At 43.6% G+C, this 21,725-nt stretch carries 18 protein-coding genes; 11 read left to right on the forward strand and 7 right to left on the reverse strand.

The genetic code is table 11. From position 1 onward, the window contains the following. Positions 1–219 precede the first annotated feature (219 nt). The 5 genes from RJ01_RS08940 (at position 220) to RJ01_RS08960 (ending at position 4,232) form a co-directional block, all read left to right on the forward strand. A complete protein-coding gene (locus RJ01_RS08940) occupies positions 220–1,137 on the forward strand; it encodes a VacJ family lipoprotein (RefSeq protein ID WP_034170814.1) in 918 nt (305 codons plus the stop codon). Positions 1,138–1,240: 103 nt separating this feature from the next. Then, positions 1,241–2,209, forward strand: a complete 969-nt coding sequence (gigA, locus tag RJ01_RS08945; RefSeq protein ID WP_034170815.1) for an RsbU family protein phosphatase GigA — start codon at positions 1,241–1,243, stop codon at positions 2,207–2,209. A gap of 112 nt (positions 2,210–2,321) precedes the next feature. Further along, positions 2,322–2,840: an anti-anti-sigma factor GigB gene (gene gigB, locus RJ01_RS08950; protein ID WP_034170816.1), complete on the forward strand. Its 519-nt coding sequence runs from the start codon at positions 2,322–2,324 to the stop codon at positions 2,838–2,840. A gap of 20 nt (positions 2,841–2,860) precedes the next feature. Further along, positions 2,861–3,688 carry a carbon-nitrogen hydrolase family protein gene (locus RJ01_RS08955; RefSeq protein WP_034170817.1) on the forward strand — a complete coding sequence of 276 codons (828 nt, stop codon included), beginning with the start codon at positions 2,861–2,863 and terminating at the stop codon, positions 3,686–3,688. Positions 3,689–3,806: 118 nt separating this feature from the next. Further along, positions 3,807–4,232, forward strand: coding sequence for an organic hydroperoxide resistance protein (locus RJ01_RS08960; protein ID WP_034170818.1), 426 nt, complete (start codon positions 3,807–3,809; stop codon positions 4,230–4,232). A gap of 173 nt (positions 4,233–4,405) precedes the next feature. Here RJ01_RS08960 and gspE read toward each other — a convergent pair whose 3' ends face one another. Continuing rightward, positions 4,406–5,893, reverse strand: coding sequence for a type II secretion system ATPase GspE (gene gspE, locus RJ01_RS08965; RefSeq protein ID WP_034170819.1), 1,488 nt, complete (start codon positions 5,891–5,893; stop codon positions 4,406–4,408). A gap of 93 nt (positions 5,894–5,986) precedes the next feature. Between gspE and RJ01_RS08970 the strand changes: the two genes are divergently transcribed. Both RJ01_RS08970 and RJ01_RS08975 read left to right on the forward strand, forming a co-directional pair. After that, entirely contained in the window at positions 5,987–6,817 is an 831-nt protein-coding gene (locus RJ01_RS08970) for a hypothetical protein (RefSeq protein ID WP_122959115.1), read from the forward strand. A 9-nt stretch (positions 6,818–6,826) separates the two neighbouring features. After that, on the forward strand, positions 6,827–7,750 hold the full coding sequence (locus RJ01_RS08975; protein WP_005233958.1) for a mechanosensitive ion channel family protein: 924 nt from the start codon (positions 6,827–6,829) through the stop codon (positions 7,748–7,750). Between the two features lie 150 nt (positions 7,751–7,900). On the opposite strand, the gene RJ01_RS08980 is transcribed toward RJ01_RS08975, so the two are convergent. Next, positions 7,901–10,606 carry a DUF2339 domain-containing protein gene (locus tag RJ01_RS08980; RefSeq protein ID WP_034170820.1) on the reverse strand — a complete coding sequence of 902 codons (2,706 nt, stop codon included), beginning with the start codon at positions 10,604–10,606 and terminating at the stop codon, positions 7,901–7,903. A gap of 161 nt (positions 10,607–10,767) precedes the next feature. Between RJ01_RS08980 and polA the strand changes: the two genes are divergently transcribed. Continuing rightward, positions 10,768–13,533 (forward strand): DNA polymerase I, encoded by a 2,766-nt coding sequence (gene polA, locus RJ01_RS08985; protein ID WP_034170821.1) that lies wholly within the window; start codon positions 10,768–10,770, stop codon positions 13,531–13,533. A 149-nt stretch (positions 13,534–13,682) separates the two neighbouring features. Here the strand turns inward: polA and RJ01_RS08990 are convergent, their stop codons facing one another. From RJ01_RS08990 to ppx, 5 genes are read right to left on the reverse strand one after another with little or no spacing between them, the layout of a single operon-like run. After that, positions 13,683–14,252 (reverse strand): YggT family protein, encoded by a 570-nt coding sequence (locus RJ01_RS08990; RefSeq protein WP_004783550.1) that lies wholly within the window; start codon positions 14,250–14,252, stop codon positions 13,683–13,685. Positions 14,253–14,284: 32 nt separating this feature from the next. Continuing rightward, entirely contained in the window at positions 14,285–15,115 is an 831-nt protein-coding gene (gene proC, locus RJ01_RS08995) for a pyrroline-5-carboxylate reductase (protein ID WP_034170822.1), read from the reverse strand. 2 nt (positions 15,116–15,117) lie between these two features. After that, positions 15,118–16,491 carry a tRNA lysidine(34) synthetase TilS gene (gene tilS / locus RJ01_RS09000; protein WP_081402662.1) on the reverse strand — a complete coding sequence of 458 codons (1,374 nt, stop codon included), beginning with the start codon at positions 16,489–16,491 and terminating at the stop codon, positions 15,118–15,120. Next, positions 16,428–17,252, reverse strand: a complete 825-nt coding sequence (locus tag RJ01_RS09005; RefSeq protein ID WP_004783557.1) for an acetyl-CoA carboxylase carboxyltransferase subunit alpha — start codon at positions 17,250–17,252, stop codon at positions 16,428–16,430. The genes tilS and RJ01_RS09005 overlap by 64 nt, the downstream gene beginning before the upstream one ends. Positions 17,253–17,282: 30 nt before the next feature. After that, positions 17,283–18,803: an exopolyphosphatase gene (gene ppx, locus RJ01_RS09010; protein ID WP_034170824.1), complete on the reverse strand. Its 1,521-nt coding sequence runs from the start codon at positions 18,801–18,803 to the stop codon at positions 17,283–17,285. Positions 18,804–19,064: 261 nt separating this feature from the next. Here ppx and trxA point away from each other — a divergent pair, with 261 nt between their 5' ends. From trxA to RJ01_RS09025, 3 genes are all read left to right on the forward strand, one after another. Then, on the forward strand, positions 19,065–19,391 hold the full coding sequence (trxA, locus tag RJ01_RS09015; protein WP_034170825.1) for a thioredoxin: 327 nt from the start codon (positions 19,065–19,067) through the stop codon (positions 19,389–19,391). A gap of 321 nt (positions 19,392–19,712) precedes the next feature. After that, positions 19,713–20,981 (forward strand): transcription termination factor Rho, encoded by a 1,269-nt coding sequence (gene rho, locus RJ01_RS09020; RefSeq protein ID WP_004783562.1) that lies wholly within the window; start codon positions 19,713–19,715, stop codon positions 20,979–20,981. A gap of 404 nt (positions 20,982–21,385) precedes the next feature. Further along, positions 21,386–21,673 (forward strand): hypothetical protein, encoded by a 288-nt coding sequence (locus RJ01_RS09025; RefSeq protein ID WP_034170864.1) that lies wholly within the window; start codon positions 21,386–21,388, stop codon positions 21,671–21,673. The last annotated feature ends 52 nt before the right edge of the window (positions 21,674–21,725 follow it).

Here is a 21,725-nt window from a genome sequence, read left to right on the forward strand (position 1 = left end):
TCATCACCGCCGATGGATGTGCATTCTACAGTATTTCAGATGCCTTGCAACAACTTTTTTAAATAAATCTTACCGCATGTCTAATTTTTAGTCTTTTATGAAGTTTTTATCCATTTATTATACAATTTTGCTTAAATTACGCCTATTCCTAGTAATACAGTTTATTATTCCGGGTTAAACAACGCCACTATACTCAGAACAAGGCTTTGGGGTTTCCTTATGCATCGCTCTATTTATTTATCTTTATGCTTATTTTCTTTGGCCTCTAGCCCATTAATTTTTGCTGAAGACACTACTCAGGCTGAACAGACTGAAATAGAAACTGAATCTTCTACTACTACTGATACGGTTCCACTCAGAGAAAAAATATCTTCCAAGGTGAGTCACCTGCAAACCCAGCTAAAAGTCGATGCTAGTGCTGCACAGGCTGAAGAAGTTAAAGATCCTTTTCAGAGCTGGAATAGAAAGGTGTATCAATTTAATGATGCAATCGATCAGGCAGTCGTTCGCCCCATTGCGGTTCAGTATCAGAAAAAGGTTCCTCAAGATGTTCGTGGCAGCTACACCCAGTTCCGTAGCAATTTGGGTGAACCATGGAATGCGGTAAACCAGTTGATTCAGGGCCGTCCTGCTCGTGCGGCAAAATCTTTGGGCCGTTTTACCATTAATACCTTAACTACTTTAGGTCTGGCAGATCCTGCCCGTCGTCTGGGATTGGATCATGAAGATGAAAAGTTCGGGATCACACTAGGTTATTATGGTGTACCTTCTGGCCCTTATGTGATGTTACCGTTCCTAGGCCCAAGTTCTGTGCGTGATACTTTCGGTATGGCAGTCGATAGCCAGACCCGTCCACAGAAATATATTCTTGAAGATGATGAAGGCTTGTATTGGGGTGATCAATTCTGGCGTGCAATTGATAATCGTGCAGAATTACTTGATATTGAAGGTGTGTTAACAGGTGATCGTTATGCACAAATTCGCGATATTTATTTGCAGCGCACCAATTATATGATTGCCCAGAAAAAAGGTCTGGAACAGGAATCTTTATTCCTTGAAGATGACTTCGATGATGAAAATCTTGAAGATGAATCTCTCGATGAAAATGAGACTGAATCTTCTAGTGATGACCTTTGAAACCTAAGCTCAATGATGATTTGCTAGCGGAAACTGTTCGCTAGCAATCATTTGCTTGTTATAGTACATCTTATAACTCATTCCAGGATCGAACTACCTGTCTATGTATTTCATTCAACCTACCCGTGATATTCCTTATTTAGATCAAGTACTTGAGAAGCTTCCGCACGTTCAAGTAATCAAGCTGGAAGATCACGAGTTGTACGATGCAACGATTATTGCTATTGCAGATGTACATGATTATCTGAAATATAAGTGGAACCTTCCGACTGTAGTATTAGCGCTAGAAAATGAAGGAACAGCCTTGGCACAAGCTTGGGAACAAGGTGCTTTGGCAGGCTGGATCTGGGATAAACTGCCTGAACAACCCGATATCGCATTACAAAAAATTGATGCGCAATATAAGCGTAATCAGGATAGTCGTGATCTTCCTTCTGCGGCAGAGCTACAAAAACGTCTGCTGCCGAATGAAATTGAATTAACCAATTATGCGGTTGAAACCTATTTTCAGCCTTCTGCCTATCTATCTGGCGATTGGTACGATTACTGGAAAATCAGCGATAAAGAAATCATTTTTTATCTTGCGGATGTTTCTGGTCATGGCGTTACCAGCAGTTTATTAACGTCCTGGATGGCGGCTTTTCATGGTCGCTCCAAAACGCCTCGTGAGCTAATCAAGAAACTAAACGGGATGCTGGTTCAGGAAAATATCGAAAAGCATATCACCATGATTGCCGGAATCCTGAACCTGGAAACCCATGTCTTGAAATGGTCCAGTGCTGGTCACTACCCTCCTCCGATTATCTTTGAACCGAATCAGGAACCAAAAATCCTGTCATCCAGCAGCTTCCCTCTTGGCCTCACTGAAGACCTTGAGGTAGACGAAAATGAGTATATCTTCAGCCGCAATGCACGTTTCATTATCTGTTCAGATGGGGCATTGGAGCCGTTTAGCGGCGGTCTGAATGAACAATTTTCCCAATTATTGCATCACTTACAAAACGAATCCTTCGAAGCACCCGAACATGTTGCCGACGATATTGCCATTCTCAGCTTTATAAGAGTGAAATAGCAGTATAATCACAAGTTTTATAAGCACTTAATTTGATTGCGACTTTCAGCTACTTGAGTATCTATAGACCCTATGGGATAATTTAATATCCTTCTCTGCAAATGGCATTTATATGTCAACAGGTCATGTTGAATATGCAAGCTTGAATGGAACGCATATTTTTAAGCTTATCGGCGAAGTGCGGGCCCAATCTTGTATTAGTCTAGACAAATTACTGAACAAACTTGAGCAGCAGGACAACGTTGTTGGCGCAATTGTTGATCTGACTGAAACCAGCTTTATTGACAGCACTGTACTGGGTGTCCTGGCAAAATTAGGACTTAAACTTAAGCAGCTCCATAAGATCCAGGCGGTGATGTTGTCGACTAACTCTGATATCACGACTCTGGCCAACAGTATGGGCTTGGGGCAGGTCTTTGTCATTTTGGATTACTGCGGTGGTTCAAATGTATGTACGCGTAAACTGATGGAAGAACATGTGACGCATCAAGCGATGCTGAAAACTGTTCTGGATGCACACAAGACTTTAATGCGGTTAAATCAGAGCAACCAGAATATGTTTGAGCCCTTGGTCAAACAGTTGCAAAAAGAACAAGATAATCTAGATCAAGTGTCTGAACAAAAGGTATAAACACACAATAAGGAATCCCTATGACTTTACTTTCTGTTGCACAGATGAATTCCCAGAATGAAATTGAGCAAAATTTCATGACCATCGAATCATTAATTCAACAAAGTAAAGCAAAAGGCGCTGAACTTATTGTCTTTCCTGAAAATTTCGTCTGTTTTGCTGCTGGTAAACAGCACGAAACTGCTGCTCAGTTCGAGAGCATTCAACAACGTCTGGAACAGCTTGCCCATCAATACGAAACCTGGATTGTGGCTGGGACCTTACCCTGTCCTTATCGTCCTGATGGTTCGATTATTGAAGATGGCCGGGTTCGAACCGTAAGTCTATGTATTAGCCCAGAAAAAACTGAAGCCCGCTATGACAAGATTCACCTCTTTGATGTACAGGTCGGTGATGCTGTTGGTGGCTATCAGGAATCCCAATTTTTTGAACCAGGTACCGATGTTGTTGTTGCGAAAACGCCTTTTGGCAATATCGGTATGATGGTCTGCTATGACCTGCGTTTCCCTGAACTCGCGCTTCATTTACGTGGCCAAGGCGCGAATATTTTAACTGCGCCATCTGCCTTTACTTACACCACTGGCCAAATGCACTGGCAATTATTATTGCAAGCACGTGCTATGGATACCCAATGCACAGTTCTCGGTGCTGCTCAACAGGGTTGGCATGGTGAAAAACGTCAAACTTGGGGACATGCCGCTGCCACAAACAGCCGTGGTCAACTTCTCGATATGGTGCATGCGGAAGGCGCACAGATTATTACGGTTGATTTTGATTTGACTGAGCAGGCCAAAGTGCGTGAGTCTATGCCACTCATGCAGCATCACAAGTTATTACAATTTTCTTAAGTCAGACTTTCTACTGCATTCTCATTCGCTTGCATAAATTAACAAAATCCCTGCTTATTCTTCCCTAGAAATTATGGAGCATAGAAGTTCCATAAAAGAACAAGCAGGAAATACTCTCATGTCATTAGAAAAAGCAGTATATACCGCACGTGCCAAAGCTACAGGCGGTCGAGATGGCCGTGCAACCTCTGACGATCAGATTCTGGATGTAAAACTGGCAGTGCCTAAGGAAATGGGTGGCCCAGGTGGCGGAACCAATCCTGAACAATTGTTCGCTGCAGGTTATTCAGCCTGTTTTTTAGGTGCCATGAAGTTTGTTGCCAACCGGGATAAAATCAATATTAGCAAAGATGCCTATATTGAGGGTGAAGTTGGCATTGGTCCGATTCCTACCGGTTTTGGTATTGAAGTGACTTTAAATGTTCATTTAGAAGGCATGGAACTGGAAGAAGCTCAAAAGCTGGTCGATGCCGCACACATCGTTTGTCCTTATTCAAATGCAACCCGTAACAATATTGATGTTACTTTGAATGTCATCACCTAAGTCTAAATAAATATTTGACTCTCTATCCTGAAAAATCAGAAGTCATTTCAGGATAGAGCTGATCATTCTTATAAAATTTTGATCAAAATTGCTTTATGCTATTTAATAGAAAAATGATCATTTGAGATATTTATTTAAGAAAACAGTGCCTTCCTATCCCATCGAATAAAAATTTACTCTGCCGCCTCATTGGTTACACGCAGAACTTCTTCAATCGTGGTTTTACCAGCCAGCACTTTACGTAAACCATCATCGCGAATTGAACCTGATTGCTGACGTGCATAGGTTTCCAGCTCATATTCAGCCGCATTGCCATGAATCAGACGGCGCATATGTTCATCAACCGGTACAATTTCATAAATGGCAGTACGTCCACTAAAGCCGGTATTCCCACAGCGTTCACAACCGTGCGGTTGAGGTAATCTTAAATCCTGTGGATGCTCAATATGTTCAAACAGATTTTTCTCAAATGCATCTGCATCCTTCCAGGTCGCACAATGTGGACATAAGGTACGCACCAGACGCTGAGCAACTACGCCAATTAAAGAGCTGGATAGTAAGAATGGCTCAATTCCCATATCTTTTAAACGCGTCACTGCACCAATCGCAATATTGGTATGTAGTGTTGATAATACCAGGTGACCAGTCAATGATGCCTGAACTGCAATTTCTGCAGTTTCCAGATCACGGATTTCCCCCACCATCACCACATCTGGATCCTGACGTAACATGGCTTTTAAGGCACGGGCAAAGGTCATATCGACTTTGGTATTTACCTGAGTCTGACCAATCCCTTCTAACTGATATTCCACTGGATCTTCAGCTGTCAGAATATTTTTGGAACCATCATTTAGATCAGAGAGTGCTGCATATAAGGTGGTGGTCTTACCCGAACCGGTAGGTCCAGTCACCAGAATAATACCATGAGGACGATGCACCAGGGTCTTGAGTCGATCATAATCGTTATTCATCAAGCCCAGATGAGTCATATTCAGACGGCCAGCCTGCTTATCCAGCAAACGCATCACCACCCGCTCACCATAAGAAGATGGCAAGGTCGAAACACGAACATCGACTTCGCGACCTGCCAGACGCAAGGAAATACGGCCATCCTGAGGAATCCGTTTTTCCGCAATATCCAGCTTGGCCATGACCTTGATCCGTGATACCAGTAATGGTGCCAGCTCACGACGCGGCTGCACAATTTCACGTAGTTGCCCATCGACACGCAAGCGTACAGAAAGTCGTTTTTCGAAGGATTCCACATGAATATCTGAGGCGCCAACACGGATTGCTTCAGACAACAAGGCATTGATCAGACGGACAATAGGCGCATCATCCTCCTGATCCATCAGATCTTCGGCTTCAGGGACCGAATCAGCAAGGCTTAATAAATCCGGGTGATCTTCCAGACCAGCCGCGACCTGCTGTGACTCACCACTATCGCCGGCAAAACTGGAACTGAGTAACTGATTGAATTCTTGTTCTGTACAATGTTGATACTGAGCCGGATGACCCAGCAAACGGCGTGCTTCCTGTAATGCAAGCATAGATGTATTGTCACGACGGACAATAAAAGCCTGATCTCCCTCATAACGCAATAGCACACCATGACGTTTCGCAAAGCTATACGGGATTTGTAATTGTTTCAGTACTTGCATCGCAGATTATAATAATGATGAAAAAATTTAAATTGAGTGTACTCTAAGCATATGACAGCGTGAAGTATGTTTTCAAAGATTTAGTAAGAAAGGATGCCAACATTGCCGCAAGATCAAGAGGAATTAAACCTGCAGTCTCCCAGAATTCAATGGTGGGGAGAGCAAAGTTTTGAAATTAACGAGTCCAAGGCTTGGCAATTTGGCTCTCTGCTGTTTCGTTTGACCAGAGGTTTGCAGGAATGGCGACTGGAATATTATCGTCCGACGGTGCAGTACGATTATGAACAGCAATGGCATCAGATTAATGATCCACTGTTTGCATTTCCGAAACCGGTGAAAATTGAACGCTATATGTTCAAATCTACCCAAAGCAAGTTACAGCTTATGCCGCGTCTGGCGAATCGCTCCGTAGTAATTAAACCGGTTGATCCGATTTATATTCCGGCTGGACAACGTGGAACCCTCTATATCAGCACCCCGCTATGGATTGCCGGTTTTGTCGAAGGTCAACGTGAACCGATTTTTGATCTTCCAGTGATTTTACCGAAAGACACCTGGTTTGGACCCAATCATCGTTCCGGTGAAATTTGCTATGCTACCGCAGTTGACGGAAGAACCGAGCTCCAACAATTACGTCCTCGTGCATTCCGTGCTGTGACCCCGATTGAATTTCATAATACCAGTCAGCAGCAACTGCGTTTCGATCGGATGAATGTTCCAGTACCTGCATTGCCTCTCTTTTATAGTGCCAGCACTGAACGTTTATGGACCTCGCAGATTAAGGTTCTGCATGAAGGTCTGGATCGCCCCCCCCGGATCCGGGTGGAAAACCGTACCCCGCCCAATGCGGGTGAAGTGGATTATTTACACCCACCGCGTGATCCAGCGGGAAATTTATTTAATATGTTTGATTCATTTTTCTAAGAGCGTGTGATGCCAAATTCGAATATTCCAACCGAAGTCACCAACAGTCTCAAGGGAGTATTTACCAATATTAATACGGATCGCCTGACTGAAATTGTCGTCGCGGTTGTGCTGTGTTTTATTGGTTTCCTGATCGCACGTTTTTTCTCGAATGCTTTTATCCGTACTATCGGTATACGCTTTAATGCGCATCAGCAAATGGTCTGGCGCCGCGGGATTTTCTACTTTATTTTCCTGTTGTTTGTGATGGCGAGTTTGAAGGAAGCCGGCTTTAAACTCAGTGTTTTCCTCGGTGCAGCGGGTATTTTAACTGTGGCTTTGGGTTTCGCTTCTCAAACCTCTGCATCCAACCTGATCAGCGGTATCTTCCTGATTGGTGAAGGATCTTTTGAGGTCGGTGATACCATTCAGATTACACTGATTCGTGGACATACCGTTGAAGGTGAAGTGATTTCGATTGATCTGCTCTCGGTTAAACTGCTTACTCAAGATAATATCTATATACGTTTGCCGAACGAACAACTGATTCGGGCTCCGGTACACAACCTGTCCAAGTTTCCAATCCGGCGTATTCCGATTACCTTGGCTATTAATTTTCATGAAGACATCATCAAGGTGCGTGAAGTACTGCTTGATGTTGCCAATAAATATCCGCTGGTTCTGGCCGATCCAAAGCCTGCAGTCACAGTCACCGCCTTCCGTGAATCTTCGATTGAACTTTTGTTTGCGATTTGGTGTCAGCAGGAAAATTATCTGAAAGTCCGTGATGAAATGCAGGAACGGATTCGAAATGGCTTTCTCGATAACCAGATTGAAATTCCGGTACCGAAAATGGGCTTTGTTGATCATCCACTGGCTCGCCCACTGGAAAATGAAGACGTTGATCAATATGCCAATGAGAAGGAGCTGAAGAGAGAGCCGGATTTAAAATAACTTTTTCTAAATCCCTCCTCACCTCCCTTTACTAAGGGAGGAACTGTCATAAAAAGCCTGTCTTTCTTTTACATATCGCTTAAAGCTGTGCTTTAAGCTCGTTCAGGGTTTGGGGAGATTAAATTAACGCTCAAATCGAGTAATTTAGATTCAAACCCTTTTCTCTCCATCCGGCATTGGTGCTATATACGCAATCAGTAGCATGACCCCACCGGCCAGCAAGAATGAAATCACACGTGTCAGTGTACCGGTATGAGACAGGTCGAATAACACCAGCTTCAAGCTGACGATCACCAGAATACTGCCTCCTAAAATCCACATTGGTTTAAGCCTTTTTAGCGTAGCCGTCCACATGGTTGCCCAAGCCAACAATACCCAAAGAATCGTCAAGCTTAGCTGCACCGTAGCATTGCTCCATAATTCCAGACTATTAAATGGTATTTGCAGATAGATATGTAGAGCCCGTAATACAATATAGCTCGACAGCCATAACAGGCTTAGCACCATCAGTACCGACATCATACCGCGATCGTGTCCTGCCCGAATCTGCTGCAACAGCATCCATAGGAAACTGGCAAGCATGGCCAGACTGATCAGATCAAATGGATTGAATAGAGGCAGCCAGTAATATTGGAAAGCTTGCTGGTTAAACAGCTGTGAGCATATTAACCAAGCTCCCATTAACACTAAGCAGTTTTTACTCTGCCAGAGTAAGCGCCACTCTGAATTTTCTTTTTGCCGGTAACACCAGAACCAGAATACAAGAGGCAGAATTACCATACTGAGATAAGGCATGCTCGGTATTAGGCATAAACTGGCTAAAGCCAGGCTGGCAAAAACACCAAAGCTCATCCACTCTTTGGATAAATCAATCCCTTTCACCGGTCTTAACCATAAAGCAGCCAGCAATAATGATGAAAGTGCAAAGATTCCACGCTCCAAAGCACTTGGCCAAACCAGAATCCCATTTTCGCTATGATCAACAGCCAGCAAAATCGCAATGATCACCAATGGCGTAAGACTGCTCCATTTTGGCAATAACCAGCACCATTCCTGATGCTTGCGTTGTATGATTTCACTTAGAACCGTATGACCCAGTGCAAGACTGAATAAACTATAAATATAGGTCTGCTCATGAGCAAATTCATCTTCAAGCAAGGCAAACAACATCAAAATTCCAGCAAAACTGAGAATGCTCAGAAAACTGATACTTAAACTATTCAGCTGCTGGCGATATTTGGCTTTAAGCTGACTCAGGAAGACGACGGCGACATAACAGAAGCTGAGAATCCAGAAAATTTCCCGCGGTGTGGGATTAAGCTCAATCAGATAGTAAACACTACTGAAGCCTGCCATGATCAGCAGTCCCATACTCAGATAATGCGCAACCCGAATATTCTTTTCCAATGCCCAGAGATAAATTAGTACTCCTTCAACCGCCCAACCGACTACGCTCCACTGCTCTGTCAATAAAATGGGTGGAACCAAAGCCAGAAAGATCAGCATCAAGCTGAGATAACTTTGGGAAATGACCTGAATACTTTCTCTACGACGCACTAAAGTCCAACAGATTGCAAATATCCCGGCAAATAACAGACTAAATCCGGCTTGCCAAAGCTTTTGATCAGGCTGATTGAAATGAATCAGATACAGGAAAATATAGGCGGTAATCGGTGCAGCGAAAATTAGGGCAAGATCCAGAACCGGTTTTAAACGAAAACGGGAAAGATCCTGCCGGGCCAGTAACTGGCTAAAGCGAAAGCCCAGCCAGATGAATACCGCACTATGTGCCAGAATCAGAGTCGTCATCGTATAACGTTCGTATGTATGACCATGAATCAGGCTATACATTCCACCTACTATGACTGTGACCAGAAAAGCAATCTGGTTCAGGATTTTCCAGGGCCGCAAACTGCTGAGTAACAGCACGCCGATATTAATCAGCAGATAATAACTGATGAACTCAACCGCAGAAGCATCTCGGGTCGGCAAGGTAAACGGCGCCAGATAGGCAATGAATAAGGCCATGACTGCCAGCTCAATACTTTCCTGTTTCAAGCTTAAGTACAGCGTAATTGCCAAAATGACCAAGAACACCAGAGCTGCCAGTGGCAACGTGGCAATCACCAGATTGTAATAGGCAAAGAACAAGGTCAGAAATAGTGCCCCTAATCCCAAGCCTTCTAGTGCCAGACCGAAACTGCGGTTTTTAGCGATCAGGGTATAACCCAATCCGGTCACAACAACAGCAGATAAAGCGACCAGTCCTAATTTTACCGCCAAGCTCAGCTGCCAGTGCTCTGTTGCAAAACGAAGTAATAAAATGATTCCGATTACCAAAATGGCGATCGCAGCTTTGAGAACTGGATTTCCGCGAAAAATCCACTGTTGGATCTGATCCAGCAATTGTGATTGATCTGGACTAGCTTGAGCAGCAATAGGTAAAGAAATATCTGGTTGAGTGATTTCTGGATGTGTCTGATCTGCTGATCGGTAACGAGATTGCAACTGGATAATATTACGTTCCAAACGTTGTAGCCAGCGTAATAGAAAGAAAATCCAGGCGGTAATACCAATGCCCATGAGCCAGTTAAGCTCAGTCACGCCTCCGACAATGGCGATAATAGAAGAAATATATAGCGGTATTTTAGAATTGGCTGACATAATCACCTGCGTCGGTGCTGCCAGATCCCGCATGGGCGCTTCAATGGCACTGATATATTGCATCACGCTGATCAGGAAACCCAGACCAGTGAGATAAGTCACGATCTGCAATTCCAGATACCATGCACTTATTCCCACAATTACCAGACTAATCAGCCAGATCATACGCAATTCATTTTGCCCTGCCGTCATTCTTCTCGTTCTCGTTCCTTAACCATGTCATCATACAACAGCTTGTACTGCTTATTTCATCTTCACCCAATATTCGCTAAGCTGTAGAAACCGACTTGCCCCTGCGAGTGCAGTAAAAATCACGTACAATAAAACTGTTTTTTGAATAAGGAATTGATTACATGCCACCATTTGTCTTGGTCGATGGCTCTTACTTTTTATTTCGTGCCTTTCATGCACTACCACCATTAACCACGTCAACCGGTCTGCACACCAATGCAATTCGTGGTGCAATTTCTGCTATTCAAAAACTGATGCGCCGTACCCAGCCAACCCATATGGCGGTGATTTTCGACACGCCTGAACCGACTTTTCGTCACGAGCTATCACCTATTTATAAAGGTGACCGTCCGAGCATGCCGGAAGAACTGTCACAGCAAATTCCATACTTACATGCCTTGATTCGCGCATTAGGCATTCCCCTGCATATGCTGCCAGGTGCGGAAGCCGATGACATTATTGGTACACTGGCTAAACGTGCTGAAGCTTTAGGTCATCAGGTACTGATTTCAACTGGTGATAAAGACATGGCACAGCTGGTGACTGATAAAGTGACCCTGGAAGACAGTTTCAAAGAAAAACCAATGGATGTTGATGGGGTTTTTGAAAAGTTTGGTGTATGGCCGAACCAGATCATTGACTACCTGACCCTGATGGGCGATGCCTCAGACGGGATTATGGGTGTGCCTGGGATCGGAGCAAAAACTGCAGCCAAATTACTCAATGAATATGGCTCGATTGGTGGCATTCTGGAAAATGTCGACAAGATCAAAGGTAAAGTGGGTCAGAATATTAAAGACAATACCGATGGCATTGCACTGGATCATCAATTGGCCAGCATCATTTGCGATCTGGATTTAAGCTTCACTTATGATGACCTGAAACTTCAGGATCCAAATGTAGAAGCTTTACGTAATCTGTATACCGAACTGGAATTCCGTAACCAGCTACAATCACTGGACCATCCGAATAATCCAAACAACCGTAATTATAAACAGGCTACTCAATCGATTACTGCCAAAGCCGTACCTGAACCTCAAGAAGCCGATGAGCAGCAAGCGACACTGAGCAGTGATAACGATCAGCTTGGAGAAGCGACATATCATACTGTATTAACTCAGGAAGATTGGGACAAGCTGTTTGAACGTTTAAATACTGAAAAACGCTTTGCTTTTGATACTGAAACCACCAGTTTGGATTATCGTATTGCACAGATTGTCGGTTTTTCGGTGGCTTTTGATGCACAGGATGCCTATTACGTACCATTGGCACATGATTATGAAGGTGCACCAGAACAGCTAAATCGTGAAAAAATTCTGGCTCAGATCAAACCGATTTTAGAAGATGAAGCGATTCAGAAAATTGGCCACCACCTGAAATATGATGCGCATGTTCTGGAAAATCACGGCATTCATCTGGCGGGCTGGTATTTTGATACCATGCTGGCTTCTTATGTGCTGAACTCGGTTGCCACCCGTCATGGCATGGATGATGTGGCTCGTCTGTACTTAAGCCACTTAACCACGACCTATGAACAGGTGGCAGGTAAAGGCGCCAAACAAAAAACTTTCAATAAAATCGAGATCGAAGCCGCAGCACACTACGCCGCAGAAGATGCACATGTGACCTATCGTCTGTTTGAAGTACTCAGCAAAAAGCTGCAGACTTATCCTGAACTGGTCAATATTCTGCATAATATTGAAATGCCAGTAGCCCGTGTGCTGACCAGTATGGAAGAAAATGGCATCCGACTGGATCTGGCTTTTCTGGATCAACTCGGTTGTGAGTTCGCTCAAACCATGCAGAATCTGGAAAATCAGATCACGGAAATAGCCGGTGAAGCGTTTAATGTCAGCTCTCCGAAACAGGTCGGTGAAGTTCTGTTTGATAAACTAGGCCTAAAAGGTGGCAAAAAGACCTCTACCGGTCAGTACAGCACCAGTGAAAGTGTGCTGGAAAAACTGGAACACCCGATTGCTGAACTTATTCTGGAGTATCGGGGTCTGTCTAAACTGAAAAGTACCTATACCGATGGTCTATGCAAGCAGGCCAATAATGACACCCATCGTGTGCATACCAGTTATCATCAGGCACTGACTGCAACCGGCCGTTTATCGTCTACTGATCCAAACCTGCAGAACATTCCAATTCGTGCGGAAATCGGACGTCAGATTCGTAAGGCCTTTATTGCGCCTGAAGGCCGTGTCTTACTCGCAGCCGATTATTCACAGATTGAATTGCGTCTGATGGCACATTTATCTCAGGATGATGCGCTAGTAGATGCCTTTAACCATGGACAGGACGTGCACCGCCGTACCGCAGCTGAAGTTCTGGGTATCCCGCTTGAAGAAGTAACCAATGATCAGCGTCGTCAGGCTAAAGCCGTGAACTTCGGTCTGCTCTATGGCATGTCTGAATTTGGCCTGACTCGTCAGTTAGGTTTTACTCGTCAGGAATCCCAGGAATATATCAAACAGTATTTCCGTCGTTATCCGGGGATTTATGAATATATGCAGCGTACCCGTCAGGTGGCATTGGAACAAGGCTTCGTTGAAACCATTCTAGGCCGCCGTTTATACACACCTGATATCGATGCCCGTAACATGATGGTCCGCAAAGCCGCTGAACGTGCTGCGATTAATGCACCATTACAAGGTTCGGCTGCAGACATCATTAAAATGGCGATGATTGAGGTTGATAAAATGCTACCTAAAGATCAGGCCAAAATGCTGCTACAAGTCCACGATGAATTGGTATTTGAAGTCGATGAAGCGATTGCAGATGAACTGGCACCTCAACTGGCTGAAGTGATGCAATCCGTGATTGAAATTTCTGTGCCTTTGGTCGTGGAAGTTGGTAAAGGCATGAACTGGGATGAGGCACACTAATACTAAAGCTCCTTCCTCCTTTTAGGAGGAAGGTTGGGATGGAGGTTATTTAAATTTATAGACCTCACCCTGACCCTCTCCTACAAGGAGAGGGAATTTTCTTGAAATAAAAAAAGGACGCCTAAGCGTCCTTTTTCTTTGGGATCTGATTAAAGACCGGTTAGCAATACAATTGCCACCTGGTTCATAATCATTTCAATTACGATCAGTGCCAAAATTGCCAGAATTGGAGACAGATCGATCATTCCCATATTCGGCATGATACGGCGGAACGGTGCCAATAATGGTTCTGCAAGTTCCTGAACCACTTCAATATAAGGTGAGCGGGATTGCGTAAACATCACCACCCAGCTCAAAATAATCGTTGCAAAAATCAGGTAACGACAGAAGCGGATCAAATCCTGCATCATGGTGACGAAGGTTAGAATAAGCAAATGGATTGGACCATTTGGCATTCCCCCGGACAAATACATGATGCCAAAAATTTTCAGCAAATACAGCACGACTAAAAGTGCCAGTGCAGCAGTATTCACCCGGCCTTTACCTGCGGTTGGGAAAATACGCCCAAAAACATCTACAATTTTAGTCGCTTTGACAGTAGATAGAACGACAGGATTATAAGGACTCACCGCGGCCAATTGCATTAAAAAGCGGAAGAATACGAGCAAAATCGCGACGTTAATGATAATGCCAAAAATTAGCGCAGAATTTGCACCCATACTTGAACGTTCCTAAAAATTAAACTGATAGATTATTTGCTATTGTCACTGAGCTCTTGGGCCAGTTCCTGACTACGTTTTTGCGCAGCAGCAAGCGCTGCCTGAATATTCTGAGAAATTTGCGCGCGATCAAATACTTCCAATGCCGCTTGAGTTGTACCATTCGGAGATGTGACATTCTTACGCAGCTCTGCTGGTTTATTAGAACTGGTGATCGCCATTTGCGCTGCCCCCAAAGCAGTTTGCAACGTCAATGCAGTAGCTACTTTTTCATCCAGACCTAAATTCTTGCCTGCACGAATCATGCTTTCCATCATATAGAAGAAATAAGCAGGACCTGAACCGGACACAGCAGTTACGGCATCAATCTGAGCTTCTGAGTTTACCCAAATTGTCAGGCCGGTAGAAGCCAAAACCTGACTCGCCAGCTCACGGTCATCATTACCCACTTCTTCATTGGCAAATAAACCATGTGCACCAGTCTGTACCAATGCGGGTGTATTTGGCATCACACGGACAATACGGTCAGTACCCAATAGCGCAGATAGTGTTGCAATCTCGGCACCAGCGACAATTGAGATCACCAGCTTGCCATCAAGTAAACCTTGAAGTGGTTTTAACACACTAGCTAAAACCTGTGGTTTGACTGCAAACAGGACGATATCCGCATCTTTAATAGCAGCAATATTATCATCAGTGACATTGACTTCTTTTTCTGCAAGAAGTGAGCGTACTTTCTCAACCGGATCAGAAACTGTAATACGCGTTGCTGGCAACCCCTGTGAAATCAGCCCGCCAATCAGAGCTTGAGCCATATTACCGCCACCAATAAAACTAATATTACAATTTAAAGCTGCACTCATGTTTAATGCTCGTCGTTGAATTCTAAAGTTGAAGAAACCGAAATGGGTAGCCACCCCCCTGCCTCACAATATGCAGATTGAGCTAACCAAAATCCTTTAGGTGTAAACACGCCTAGCATAACATTATCTGTGCTTAATATTTGAATAGTATGCCGAGTCCAGGGAAATATTTGCGCTTCCTGAATGGCTTTTTTGAGCGGCCAGTGCCCCATCCGGCCATAGAGATGAATTTTTTCACCCCCCTTCCGTTGACGTAAATACAAGGGTTGTCCTAATAAAGTGGGAGACAATCCTATCTCAGCCCTTTGAATCCCGAATTGACCAGAAGGAAGATGAACCTGATCTTTATTCTGTAAAATGATCTGCTGTTCAGCTACGTTTAGCTGTTGATCAGCCAGATAAACTTCAGCTTTTAGGCGATGTAACTGCTGCTGATAACGCACATAGTAATAACCCGACCAATGTAGCGCTGCCTGAGTATCCTGTTTAGCCTTGATTACTTCAGTCTGTACACGCTTAACCATGTCCAGAGAGGGACGATATTGTCCCTCACCTTTCATCCAGACTGAGAGTAACTGGCGCTGTCGTGCTTTGGATAAACTTAAGAGAGGAGATAAATTGAGAATTTCGTCGTTGCCACAGAATTTTAGATCTTGCTCCAATACTTCTTGCAGAATGTTTTGCGCATCTTGCATCAGTTCACTGGTACGTGCCAAGGCGGACTGCATTTTCGGATAGCGATGACTTAAGACTGGCCATAGCACCTGACGTGCCCAAGCACGGTCATAATGGGTATTCTGATTGGTCGGATCTTCAATATTCTGGATGTTTAAATCTGCTGCCCATTGGCAAATCTGCTCACGGGAAATATCCAGCAGTGGCCGCCAAATGGTTAAATCGTGGCGTATATCGATCGCTTTCATGGCAGCCAGACCATCAATCCCTGCACCAGAAAGTAAGCGCAACATTAAAGTTTCTGCTTGATCTTGCTGATGATGGGCTAAGACCAAAATTTCATCGGGCTGAAGATGTTGTAAATAAGCTTGGTAACGCGATTGGCGAGCCTGAGATTCCAGATTGCCACTGGCAACATGGACGGGCTGAATGATGCAGGGAATATTTAGTTGCTGACACTGTTGATGGACAAAAGCGCTCCATTCCCCGCTGATACTTTGCAATTGATGATCAACATAGATCGCACGGATTTTTTCCGGGCACAAAAAAAACATCAGATGCAGCAACAGCATGGAATCCACGCCGCCACTACATCCGATTAGAAATTTTGTCTCTGCAGGAAAGCCCTGCAGTTGCTTTAAGATGCCAGACCTAAATTGTCGCTGCCAAACTTCATTAAACGTTGGTAACGTGCTTCGCATCGTGCTTGTGGTTCCATTGCTTGCAGTTCATTTAAAGCTTCTTTCAGGACTGCTTTCAGTTGGTACATGACTTCATCCGGATCCAGATGTGCACCTTCACCTTCATCAACGACGTATTCAACAATGCCCATCTTCTGCAATTTTTCAGCAGTTAATGCCAAAGCTTCACTGGCTTGTTCCGCTTTTTCTGCAGTTTTCCACAGAATAGACGCACAACCTTCCGGTGAAATCACTGAATAAATACTGTGAGAGAGCATCACTACACGATCTGCCACGCCAATCCCGAGTGCACCGCCTGAACCACCTTCACCCAGAACAGTGGCAATTACAGGTACTTTCAGATTAGAAAGTTGTGCCAAACTCGATGCAATCGCTTCAGCCTGACCACGCTCTTCCGCACCCACACCGGGGTATGCACCCATGGTATCAATAAAGGTGAAGACTGGCAGATTAAAACGTTCCGCCATATCGAGCAGACGCTGAGCTTTACGGTAACCTTCCGGGTTACTCATTCCAAAATTATGCTGTAATTTTTCACGGGTACTACGACCACGGTGCTGACCCACGATCATCACTGGTTGTCCATCGAAACGTGCCAGACCACCGATCATTGCGCCATCATCACCATAGAGACGGTCGCCATGCAAAGCATCAAATTCAGTGAATATTTCACCTACGTAGTCCAGAAATTGTGGACGTTCCGGATGACGAGCAATCTGTACTGTCGTCCATGCTTTTGATGGGGTAGCTTTATTTTTCATAGGTCAACCGTTTTCATCCCTATAAAGGTATTAATTAACAAATTGTTCAGATTGAACCGAGAGCTCGATCTCCCAATTTTTAAACTGCACCTGTTCATCATGCAGTTCAGCAATCAATAATGGCCATTGTTTGGCATCACCAGAAATGCTGAGCTGCCATTGTTGCGCATTCTTGACCTTAAGTTCAATGGCAGGAAGCATCTCATCACTACGACTGTGATTGACCAAAACCGCCAGACGCAACAGCAAACACAGCTGTAAAAGTTTAGTTCCACCGACTTTCATCACATCATGCTTGGCATCAGCGCGCAATTTACGGCGATGATGTGCGACCAAATGTGACAAATAATTCTGATCTACCTGCGAAAAACCGGCAATGTCAGAATGTTGCAACAAATAGGCACCGTGGCGGTGATAACCACTATGACTGATCGCTAAACCAATTTCGTGCAAATAAGCTGCACGACGAAGTAAATCACTGTCCTCGCTATATAGGCCAAGATCACCTGCTACATCATCAAACAGTTTTTGTGCAGTCTGCACTACACGTTCGGCCTGCTTGGCATCGGCATTATAACGACCAATCAAGGCATGGACTGAACGATCACGTATATCTTCATGCTTGAAACGACCCAAGAGGTCATACATCACACCTTCACGTAATGCTCCATCTGAATAGACCAGATGTGGAATATTCAGTACATCAAATACCGCATATAAAATGGCAATTCCTGCAGGCAAGACTGCACGGCGGTCATCTTTCAGACCTTCAAATTCCATGTCCGAAACATGCTTATATTTGAATAATCTGTCTTTAAGTTTTTCCAGACCTTCACGAGTGAGCTGTTCTTTATCATTGCTCCAGCCCATATTGACACAGATCTGACGGCAAGCCTTAATCGTACCACTCGAACCAATCACCGCATCCCAACCGGCAGATTTATACGTATTGGCAATGCCTGAAATTTCTTTTCGCGCCGCAGTCACTGCCTTATCAAAGGCTTTATGGGTAATTTCACCATCAGCAAAGAATTTCTTGGTAAAAGTCACACAACCCATCTGCACAGATTCGGTATGAATGGGTTCGAATTCTTCCCCGATAATCAGTTCAGTCGACCCCCCACCGATATCTACCACCAGGCGACGACCAGTATTGGCCATGGTATGTGACACACCGAGATAAATTAGACGCGCTTCTTCACGACCAGCAATAATTTCAATCGGTTTTGGTAAAATTTCAGCCGCTTTCTGAATGAACTCATGACCATTTTTGGCTTGGCGTAATGCATTGGTTGCAACAATCCGTAAACGGTTTGGTTGTACAGAACCCAAACGTCCGACAAAACGGGCCAGACAAGCTAAACCACGCTGCTGTGCGGCTTCAGTTAAATTTTTATTTTCATCCAGTCCCGCAGCAAGCTGAACCTTCTCTGACATTGATGCGACTTTTTTCACTTCGCCATGATCCACCCGGGCAATCGCCAAATGAAAACTGTTTGATCCCATATCGATGGCTGCGAGTAATTCTTCATCAATCAAAAAATCAGACATTCTAGAAATAAACCTTTTAAGAATTGTGCTTAGAGTAATTCACAACCATGCAATTTAAAAGCCATTTGTCAGGACAATTTCGCGTAATTATTTTTTTCATTTATAGGACAATTGTATGAGGCGATGGTGACTATCGTGATCATCCATTAGACAAAACAACATTAAAGCTTGAAAATTTACAGATTCCCCTACATTGTTAAAGATGGCTATGTAATACTAATAATTATAGTCATTTTTATAAAATTAATTCTGGAGCACTCCATGTCTGGCAACATCGTAAACACTACTGACGCAAACTTCGAAGCAGACGTTCTTCAATCAGACGTTCCTGTGCTGGTTGATTTCTGGGCTGGCTGGTGTGCGCCATGTAAAGCTATTGCCCCTGTACTTGAAGTATTGGCTGATGAATATCAAGGCAAAGTGAAAATTGTCAAAGTTGACGTAACGTCTTGCGAACAAACTGCTGTGAACTTCAATATCCGTAACATTCCAGCTTTATTGATGTTCAAAAATGGTGAAGTGGTAGCGACTCAAGTCGGTGCAGTACCAAAATCTAAATTGACTGCATTTATTGATCAAAATATCTAAGCACTAAATGTTCAACTAAAAATACGCGACCAAAGGTTGCGTATTTTTTTCGTCTATAAATTGACAAAAACCTGTTTCTCTCTTATATTTCAACTTCAAGAGATAAAGGATGCTAAATCCTGTCAGTTTCTTACAAGATACATTACATAACATGCCGCTCGGCAATAGAAATTGTTTTCACATTTCTCTTTGAAACAATCAAACAGACCTCTGAATTGTTCTTGTGCAAATTCAATTGCTTTCGTTTGAATGCTTATATGCGGCCGAATGTTACTCCCTTTCTAACCTATACCTTAGAACTTTGATTCTATCTGACCACCTATGAATTTAACCGAACTCAAGAAAAAACCGATTGGCGAACTCATCAAGATTGCCGAGTTTATGGGCCTTGAAGGTATGGCTCGTAACCGTAAGCAAGACATTATTTTTGCCATCTTAAAACGCCATGCAATGAATGGCGAAGAGATTTTTGGTGATGGCGTTCTAGAAATTTTGTCAGATGGTTTTGGCTTCTTACGCTCTGCAGCAGGCTCTTATTTGGCAGGTCCTGACGATATCTATGTCAGCCCATCACAAATTCGACGCTTTAACCTGCGTACGGGTGACACCATTACGGGAACCATTCGTCCGCCTAAAGAGGGTGAGCGTTATTTTGCTTTGCTTAAAGTCAATCAGATTAACTACGATACCCCAGAGAATTCACGTAATAAAATCCTGTTCGAAAACTTAACTCCATTGTTCCCTACTGAACAATTAGTGATGGAACTTGGTAATGGTACGACTGAAGATTTAACTGCACGTGTCGTCGATCTGGTGGCACCCATTGGTAAAGGTCAACGTTCGATTATCGTAGCACCACCAAAAGCTGGTAAAACCATGCTATTACAGAACATCGCGCAATCGATTGTTCGTAACAACCCTGAATGCTTCCTGATTGTCCTTTTGATTGACGAACGTCCTGAAGAAGTCACCGAAATGGAACGTACTGTTCGTGGTGAAGTGGTCGCCTCTACCTTTGATGAATCCCCTGCCCGTCACGTTCAAGTGGCTGAAATGGTGATTGAAAAAGCTAAACGTCTGGTTGAACATAAGAAAGATGTGGTGATTCTGTTGGATTCGATTACCCGTCTGGCACGTGCATATAACACTGTGATTCCTTCATCAGGTAAGGTACTGACCGGTGGTGTAGATGCACATGCACTTGAGCGTCCTAAACGTTTCTTTGGTGCTGCACGTAATATCGAAGAAGGCGGTTCTCTTACAATCATTTCTACTGCACTGATTGAAACCGGCAGTAAAATGGATGAAGTGATCTACGAAGAATTCAAAGGTACAGGTAACCAGGAAATCACGCTGGATCGCCGTATTGCGGAAAAACGCGTATTCCCTGCGATGAATATCAAGAAATCCGGTACGCGTCGTGAAGAACGTTTAATGTCCGAAGACAAACTGCGTAAAGTCTGGATTCTTCGTAAACTTCTGCATACCCAAGATGAACTGGTCGCGATGGAATTCTTGCTTGACCGCATGAAAGAAACCAAAACCAATGATGATTTCTTTGATCAAATGAAACGCAAAGCATCGAACTAAAATTATCAGAAAGGTCACCATTCAAGGTGGCCTTTTTTTTATGGTTGACGTATGTTACACAATGAAACAATGTACTAAGTTATCTGTAAACTTATTTTTAAGTTTTTGATTATTAAAGTAAACAAATAAATAACTGTATAATTTTTATAAGCTTAATAAGCCTTTCTCCAATCTATATCTTTCAATTAATTGTTATTTTCTGTTAAAAAATCCTTAATTTTTATCGTTTTTTCGCTGTTTTTGATGCTCACCTAGTAGCAATTAAAAATGCGCAGTGATAGCATATTTGCAGACCAGTTAGACTGCTCCTGCGTTGTTAGTCCCTAACACTATTAGGAATAATAAAAGCATATTACAGCCTGACTTTGGTTTTTTTTAATCTCAATTTTTTAGAGAGTGATGCCATGTTATTCAAAAAAATCGCTATTGCTGCTGCAGTTGCTACTACTTTAGCTTTCGTTGGTTGTGCTAAAAAAGCTGACGACGCTGCTGCTGACGCTAATCAAGCTGCATCTGAAGCTGTAGAAGCTGCTTCTGAAGCTGAAGCTGCTGCTGACGCTGCTGCTGTAGAAGCTACTTCTGAAGTTGCTGCTTCTGACGCTGCTGCTGTTGCTGAAGCTGACGCTGCTGCTGCTGTTGCTACTGACGCTGCTTCTGAAGCTACTGCTGCTTCTGAAGCTGCTGCTCAATAATCTTTACGATTATTTAGTACAAAAAAAGAGAGCCTTTGGCTCTCTTTTTTTA

The organism is Acinetobacter sp. YZS-X1-1 (assembly GCF_000804305.1).
Lineage (GTDB): Bacteria > Pseudomonadota > Gammaproteobacteria > Pseudomonadales > Moraxellaceae > Acinetobacter > Acinetobacter variabilis.

Coding starts and splice junctions, on each gene's coding strand:
- gigB (WP_034170816.1), top strand. CDS start 2,322: ATGTCAACAGGTCATGTTGAATATGCAAGCTTGAATGGAACGCATATT.
- ppx (WP_034170824.1), bottom strand. CDS start 18,803: ATGTCTGATTTTTTGATTGATGAAGAATTACTCGCAGCCATCGATATG.
- rho (WP_004783562.1), top strand. CDS start 19,713: ATGAATTTAACCGAACTCAAGAAAAAACCGATTGGCGAACTCATCAAG.
- RJ01_RS08940 (WP_034170814.1), top strand. CDS start 220: ATGCATCGCTCTATTTATTTATCTTTATGCTTATTTTCTTTGGCCTCT.
- tilS (WP_081402662.1), bottom strand. CDS start 16,491: ATGCGAAGCACGTTACCAACGTTTAATGAAGTTTGGCAGCGACAATTT.
- RJ01_RS08980 (WP_034170820.1), bottom strand. CDS start 10,606: ATGACGGCAGGGCAAAATGAATTGCGTATGATCTGGCTGATTAGTCTG.
- RJ01_RS08990 (WP_004783550.1), bottom strand. CDS start 14,252: ATGGGTGCAAATTCTGCGCTAATTTTTGGCATTATCATTAACGTCGCG.
- RJ01_RS09025 (WP_034170864.1), top strand. CDS start 21,386: ATGTTATTCAAAAAAATCGCTATTGCTGCTGCAGTTGCTACTACTTTA.
- polA (WP_034170821.1), top strand. CDS start 10,768: ATGCCACCATTTGTCTTGGTCGATGGCTCTTACTTTTTATTTCGTGCC.
- RJ01_RS08955 (WP_034170817.1), top strand. CDS start 2,861: ATGACTTTACTTTCTGTTGCACAGATGAATTCCCAGAATGAAATTGAG.
- gigA (WP_034170815.1), top strand. CDS start 1,241: ATGTATTTCATTCAACCTACCCGTGATATTCCTTATTTAGATCAAGTA.
- RJ01_RS09005 (WP_004783557.1), bottom strand. CDS start 17,252: ATGAAAAATAAAGCTACCCCATCAAAAGCATGGACGACAGTACAGATT.
- RJ01_RS08960 (WP_034170818.1), top strand. CDS start 3,807: ATGTCATTAGAAAAAGCAGTATATACCGCACGTGCCAAAGCTACAGGC.
- proC (WP_034170822.1), bottom strand. CDS start 15,115: ATGAGTGCAGCTTTAAATTGTAATATTAGTTTTATTGGTGGCGGTAAT.
- RJ01_RS08975 (WP_005233958.1), top strand. CDS start 6,827: ATGCCAAATTCGAATATTCCAACCGAAGTCACCAACAGTCTCAAGGGA.
- RJ01_RS08970 (WP_122959115.1), top strand. CDS start 5,987: ATGCCAACATTGCCGCAAGATCAAGAGGAATTAAACCTGCAGTCTCCC.
- trxA (WP_034170825.1), top strand. CDS start 19,065: ATGTCTGGCAACATCGTAAACACTACTGACGCAAACTTCGAAGCAGAC.
- gspE (WP_034170819.1), bottom strand. CDS start 5,893: ATGCAAGTACTGAAACAATTACAAATCCCGTATAGCTTTGCGAAACGT.